This is a genomic window from Pedobacter sp. HMWF019, assembly GCF_003061025.1.
GTDB lineage: Bacteria > Bacteroidota > Bacteroidia > Sphingobacteriales > Sphingobacteriaceae > Pedobacter.
This window is the reverse complement of the sequence record NZ_QAIL01000457.1, coordinates 1-6,572: the sequence shown is the minus strand read 5'-3', so window position 1 is coordinate 6,572 and position 6,572 is coordinate 1. Positions and strand designations below refer to the sequence as shown.

The following is a 6,572-nucleotide window of genomic DNA, read 5'->3' as shown; positions in this document are numbered from 1 at the left end:
GTTTTGTTTCTGCTTAAGCGGATTACTCCCGAATTAACTTTAGGCGGCGGGTTAAATGTACCCGGTTTTACGGTAAAAAGATATTCAATATCATAATAGGCCTGAATCAGTACACTTAGAATCCCGTACTCTTTTGTCCCTGATTTAGAAGCACAACGTTCTGCAACCTCCTTCTGAAACATCCCAACCATTTCAACAACATTATCCCGGTGCTCCAGTACTTTAAAAAGAATCTGAGAAGAAATATTATAGGGGAAATTTCCAATGATGGCAAACTTTCCGGGAAATACAGTACCCAGGTCAAGTTTTAAGAAATCCCCATTGATGAGCCTGCTTCCCAGCTGTGGATATTTTTCCTGCAGGAAATGATAGGATTCCACATCTATGTCTATCAAATGGGTTTCAAGATCTGTACGTTCCAGCAAAATATCCGACAGAATACCCATTCCCGGCCCAACCTCAAGAATTTGATGGTACTGATCTGTATGAATAAGGCCGTTTACAATCTTTGCTGCAATATTTTTATCGGTTAAAAAATGTTGTCCTAAATGTTTCTTTGCCTTTACCAAACTCATATGCTCCTGATCTAAAGATGCAAAATAAGCAAAGTTTTACCAGTATCGGCGTAAGATTACTGTTAAAATCTGTAATTTGCGCTAAATTCTAAAGTTGAGCATGAGCAATAAAGTAAAAATAGGTATTAGCGTTGGTGATGTGAACGGAATAGGTTTGGAAGTGATTCTGAAAGCCTTATCGCACACCAGCATTTTTGATTATTGTACGCCTATTGTATATGGGCATACCAAAGTAGCTTCTTACCACAGGAAGGCACTGGGCTTATCCGATTTCAGTTTCAATGTGGTAACGAATGCCGGGCTTGCCAATCCCAAGAAAGCCAATATGATCAATTGCTGGGAAGAAGATGTCAAGATCGATCTTGGTGTCTCCAATGAAATTGGTGGAAAATACGCTCTCCTTTCACTGGAAAAAGCAACCGAAGACCTCATCAATGGAGAGATTGACGCTCTGGTTACAGCGCCGATCAATAAGTTTAACATACAATCAGAGACCTTTAAATTTCCAGGCCATACAGAATATCTGCAGGAGCGCAGCAAGAGTTCAGATGTGCTGATGTTTCTGATCAGTGAAGAATTGAGAATTGGTGTGGTTACTGGCCATATACCAGTTAAAGAAATTTCCGGAAGCATCACCAAAGAAAAAATTGTTCAAAAATTAAAGATGATCAATGACAGCTTGAAAAAAGATTTCTGGATTGAAAAACCTAAAATTGCTGTTTTGGGTCTTAATCCTCATGCCGGAGACAATGGCTTATTAGGCAAAGAAGAAGAAGATATCATTACTCCAGCCATTCACGAAGCTTTTGACAAAGGCGTGATCTGTTTTGGGCCCTATCCGGCCGATGGTTTTTTTGGCAATGGTACTTTCAAACAATTTGACGCTGTTCTGGCCATGTACCATGATCAAGGCTTAATTCCTTTCAAAACCATAGCCTTCAGCACCGGTGTAAATTATACCGCCGGACTAAAATTTGTACGTACTTCCCCTGACCATGGAACCGGCTATGATATTGCAGGCAAAAATCTGGCAGACCCGACTTCATTTATAGAAGCTATTTTTGCAGCTACCCATATTGTGAAGAACAGGCGTGAACAGGAAAGTTTATTAAGCAATCAGCTTAAAACGGGAGGCAAAATCGTTGAGACTGCGCTGGATATAAAAGACGATGCAAATTAACCCTTCCAGAAAGCTTTTTTAAAAATATACAAAAAACACTTTACATCTATCAAAATAATTCATACATTTGCGGGCTAAAATTTTGTTACAATTGAAACCGTTAAAACAATTTTCAATCCCCTTTACAGGCTTAAAAATTGGCAAACATCAATTTGAGTTTGAAATTGATAACAGCTTTTTTGAGGCATTTGAGTACTCTTTGGTTAAAAAGGGAAGTTTAAATGCAACAGTAGGGTTGGATAAACAGGAAACAATGCTGATTTTACAAATTCATGTAAAAGGAACTGTAAAACTAGAATGTGACAAATGTTTGGCAGAATTTAATTCGCCTCTGGATATTAAAGAAAGGCAGATTGTAAAATTTGCTGAGGATGAATTAGAAAGCGATGATCTGGAGATCATTGTACTGAACAAAAAAGAGAGTGCTATTGATATTTCTGAAATCATTTACGAGTTCATTAATGTATCAGTACCATTCATTAAGATCTGCGGACAGGATGGCGATGGCCAGGAATGTGACCAGGAAATGATTGCAAGACTGGAAAGTCTTTCTCACGGAGCAGATAAAAAAGAAGAATTAACGAGTGATGACCCAAGGTGGGCAGCATTAAAGAAATTAAAATAATAATTAAATCAATTAGTAATGGCACATCCAAAACGCAAGGTTTCTAAAAGTAGAAGAGACAAAAGAAGAACACACTATAAAGCAGAAGCTCCTTCTCTGGCTACTTGCCAAACAACTGGCGCTATCCACGTACCTCACCGTGCGTATAACGTTGATGGTAACTTATACTACAACGGAAAATTAGTTATTGAAAACACCTCTATAGGGTAATTTTTCTTGAAAAATAGTTTGTGTTTTGCCAGGGTTTAAGTTTATCTTAGACACTTGAAAGAAGCACAATAATGCTGTTTACACAAACTGATTTTTTACTATGAAAATAGGTCTCGATATAATGGGCGGAGACTATGCTCCCGAATCAAATGTTTCGGGAGCAATAGCTGCTCATCAACTTCTATCGCCCGGAGAGCACATTGTGCTCATTGGTGATACCAACCAGATTAAGCCCCTGCTCTCAGAAAAAGGCTTTAACCCTGACCATTTCGAATTCGTTCATACCGAAGAAGTGATTGGTATGGGTGAACATCCCACAAGGGCATTAGCCCAAAAACCAAATTCAAGTATTTCTGTTGGATTCAATTTACTCAAAGAAGGTAAACTGGATTCTTTTGCCAGTGCAGGTAACTCAGGTGCCATGATGGTAGGTGCAGTATTTAGTGTAAAGACTGTACCCGGCATTATCAGACCTTGTTTGTGTACGATTGTACCAAAGCTTGACGGCGGCAGAGGCTTAATGCTGGACGTTGGTGCGAATGCGGATTGTAAGCCTGATGTCTTGGTGCAATTTGGAGCTGTAGGAAGTTTGTATGCTGAAAATGTGATGCAGATCAAGAACCCAAAAGTTGGTTTAATTAATATTGGAGAAGAGGACGAAAAAGGAAATATGCTGAGTCTGGCTACATTTCCTTTGATGAAAGACTCTAATCTGTTTAATTTTATCGGCAATATTGAGGGCCGGGATCTGTTCAACCAGAAAGCCGATGTCATTGTATGTGATGGTTTTACCGGAAACATTATGCTTAAACTTGCAGAATCCTTTTACATCATGACCATTAAAAAAGGCTTAAAGGATGAATTCTTTGACCGTTTTAATTACGAGAACTATGGCGGAAGTCCTGTTTTGGGCGTAAATGCCCCTGTAATTATTGGCCATGGAATCTCTACTCCTACTGCGGTAAAAAATATGATCCTGCAATCAAGAGATATGATAACTACTGGCTTGGTAGGAAAGATACAAGCTGCTTTTAAATAAATTTTGAAAAAATGAGTAAAATCCACGCCGCTATTACTGCGGTTCATGGTTATGTTCCTGAATATATTCTAACCAATAAGGAACTTGAATCCATTGTTGAAACCACTGATGAATGGATCACTTCCAGAACGGGTATCAAGGAACGCAGGATATTAAAAGGTGAAGGATTGGGCACATCAGATATGGCTGTTCATGCTGTAAATGGTTTACTTAAGAAACGGGGAATCTCCGCAGAAGAAATTGAACTGATCATTTTCTGTACGACTACACCTGATATGCCTTTTCCGGCTTCTGCAAATATTCTTGCAGATAAAATTGGAGCAAAAAATGCCTGGGGATATGATTTACAGGCTGCATGCTCAGGTTTTATATTTGGATTATCTACGGGCTCTCAATTCATTGAATCCGGCAAACATAAAAAGGTACTGGTCGTAGGTGGAGATAAAATGTCATCTATTATTAATTACCAGGACCGCACTACCTGCATTATTTTTGGAGATGGCTGTGGTGCCGTTCTTTTGGAACCCAATGAAGAAGGTAACGGAATTATAGACTCTGTACTTCATTCCGACGGTTCCGGCAGGCAGTACCTGCACCAGAAAGCTGGTGGTTCTGCCAGACCGGCGTCCCATGAAACGATTGATAATCATGAACATTTTGTACACCAGGAAGGTCAGGCTGTATTTAAATTTGCTGTAACCAATATGGCAGATGTGGCCGCAAAAATCATGGAACGCAATGAGCTCACTTCTGAGCAGGTGACCTGGCTGGTACCACACCAGGCCAATAAAAGGATCATTGACGCGACTGCTTCCAGAATGGGCTTAGGTGCAGATAAAGTCATGATCAACATAGAAAGATACGGTAATACAACCAACGGAACTATCCCACTCTGCTTATGGGAATGGGAGAGCAAGTTAAAGAAAGGTGACAATCTGATATTAGCGGCTTTTGGCGGCGGTTTCACCTGGGGATCTGTTTACTTGAAATGGGCATATTAATTTTATACAATAATTAATCTTAACTTAGTTTAATCTAAGGCATAAATCTTTTTAAAATCACTTAAAAATGGATATTAAGCAAATTCAGGAACTTATTAAATTTGTTTCTCGTTCAGGCGTAAATGAAGTAGCTATTGAGCAAAAAGACTTCAAGATCACGATTAAAACTAATCAGACTCCTACAGTTATCACAGCTACAGTTCCTGCTCCGGCAGCGGCTCCTGCCCAGGTATTGCCTGCTGCAGTAGCACCTCAACCTGTATCTGCAACAGATAATAAACCGGCAACTCCTGCAGAAGATACTTCAAAATACATCACTGTAAAATCGCCAATGATTGGAACTTTTTACCGCTCTGCAAGTCCGGATAAACCTTCTTTCGTAAATGTTGGTGATGAAATTGCCACTGGCAAAGTGATCTGTATTATTGAGGCCATGAAATTATTCAATGAAATTGAAAGTGAAGTTTCAGGAAGAATCGTTAAAGTACTGGTTGATAATGCATCTCCAGTAGAATATGACCAACCATTATTTTTAGTAGAACCTATGTAATATTTGCCTCAGGCAGATCATTATCTAATCAATTATATGTTTAAAAAAATACTAATTGCCAACAGGGGCGAAATTGCCTTGCGTATCATACGGACCTGTAAGGAAATGGGCATTAAAACTGTAGCTGTATATTCTACTGCTGACAGGGAAAGCTTACATGTTCGCTTTGCAGACGAAGCCGTTTGTATAGGTCCGCCACCAAGTAAGGATTCTTATTTAAGCATTCCAAATATTATCTCTGCAGCGGAGTTGACCAATGCAGACGCTATACATCCAGGCTATGGATTCTTATCTGAAAACGCAAAATTTTCATCTGTATGCCGTGATTATGGAATTAAATTCATTGGAGCTACACCAGAGCAGATCAACTCTATGGGCGACAAAGCTTCTGCAAAAGAGACCATGAAAAAGGCTGGTGTTCCAACTATTCCTGGATCAGACGGTTTGCTCGAAAGTGTAAAAGAAGGAATTAAAATTGCCAATGAGATGGGCTATCCGGTTATTCTGAAAGCAACTGCCGGTGGTGGTGGCCGTGGAATGCGCGTAGTTTGGAAAGATGAAGACTTTGAAAATGCATGGGACAGTGCGAGACAAGAGTCTGGTGCTGCTTTTGGCAATGATGGCCTTTATTTAGAAAAGTACATTGAAGATCCCCGTCATATCGAAATTCAGATCATTGGAGACCAATATGGCAAAGCATGCCATTTATCAGAACGAGACTGTTCTATTCAACGCAGACATCAGAAACTGGTTGAAGAAGCCCCATCTCCTTTCATGACCCCGGAATTAAGGGAGAAAATGGGCGAAGCGGCTATTAAAGGTGCCATAGCGGTTCAATATGAAGGTGCTGGAACAATCGAATTCCTCGTAGATAAACACCGTAACTTCTATTTCATGGAGATGAATACCCGAATCCAGGTAGAGCATCCTGTGACAGAAGAGGTGATTAACTATGACCTGATCAAAGAACAAATTAAAGTGGCTTCAGGTGTACCAATTTCCGGAAGAAATTACCTTCCGGATATGCATGCCATTGAATGCAGGATCAATGCAGAAGATCCATTTAATAACTTCAGGCCTTGTCCAGGAAAAATCACTAATTTCCACTCACCCGGTGGTCATGGTGTAAGGGTAGATACACATGTGTATGCAGGTTATCAAATTCCTTCCAACTATGATTCAATGATCGCCAAACTGATCTGTGTTGCACAAACCAGGGAAGAAGCAATCAGTACAATGGAAAGAGCATTAAGTGAATTTGTGATAGAAGGTATTAAAACAACAATTCCTTTTCATTTGAAATTAATGAAAGATCCAAACTTCAGAGCTGGTAATTTTACCACGAAGTTTATGGAAACTTTTGTTTTTTCTGAGTAAGAAAAAATCTATTTG

The 6,572-nt window shown here is 39.6% G+C and carries 8 protein-coding genes; 7 read left to right on the top strand and 1 reads right to left on the bottom strand.

The features are described from left to right. A partial coding sequence (gene rsmA / locus DBR11_RS24185) for a 16S rRNA (adenine(1518)-N(6)/adenine(1519)-N(6))-dimethyltransferase RsmA (protein ID WP_233260885.1) occupies positions 1-575 on the bottom strand: 575 nt, incomplete at its 3' end. Between the two features lie 100 nt (positions 576-675). Here rsmA and pdxA point away from each other — a divergent pair. The 7 genes from pdxA to accC all read left to right on the top strand — a co-directional run bounded on the left by pdxA (position 676) and on the right by accC (position 6,557). Next, positions 676-1,755, top strand: a complete 1,080-nt coding sequence (gene pdxA / locus DBR11_RS24180) for a 4-hydroxythreonine-4-phosphate dehydrogenase PdxA (protein ID WP_108555157.1) — start codon at positions 676-678, stop codon at positions 1,753-1,755. A gap of 91 nt (positions 1,756-1,846) precedes the next feature. Further along, positions 1,847-2,380, top strand: a complete 534-nt coding sequence (locus tag DBR11_RS24175; protein WP_108555156.1) for a DUF177 domain-containing protein — start codon at positions 1,847-1,849, stop codon at positions 2,378-2,380. A gap of 18 nt (positions 2,381-2,398) precedes the next feature. Continuing rightward, a complete protein-coding gene (gene rpmF / locus DBR11_RS24170) occupies positions 2,399-2,590 on the top strand; it encodes a 50S ribosomal protein L32 (RefSeq protein WP_108555155.1) in 192 nt (63 codons plus the stop codon). A gap of 100 nt (positions 2,591-2,690) precedes the next feature. Further along, positions 2,691-3,629: a phosphate acyltransferase PlsX gene (gene plsX / locus DBR11_RS24165; protein ID WP_108555154.1), complete on the top strand. Its 939-nt coding sequence runs from the start codon at positions 2,691-2,693 to the stop codon at positions 3,627-3,629. 11 nt (positions 3,630-3,640) lie between these two features. Continuing rightward, the gene (locus DBR11_RS24160; RefSeq protein ID WP_108555153.1) at positions 3,641-4,630 is read left to right on the top strand and encodes a beta-ketoacyl-ACP synthase III; all 990 of its coding nucleotides are present in this window, start codon (positions 3,641-3,643) and stop codon (positions 4,628-4,630) included. 67 nt (positions 4,631-4,697) lie between these two features. Continuing rightward, on the top strand, positions 4,698-5,180 hold the full coding sequence (gene accB, locus DBR11_RS24155) for an acetyl-CoA carboxylase biotin carboxyl carrier protein (RefSeq protein WP_108555152.1): 483 nt from the start codon (positions 4,698-4,700) through the stop codon (positions 5,178-5,180). 36 nt (positions 5,181-5,216) lie between these two features. Beyond that, positions 5,217-6,557, top strand: a complete 1,341-nt coding sequence (accC, locus tag DBR11_RS24150; protein ID WP_108555151.1) for an acetyl-CoA carboxylase biotin carboxylase subunit — start codon at positions 5,217-5,219, stop codon at positions 6,555-6,557. Positions 6,558-6,572: the final 15 nt, after the last annotated feature.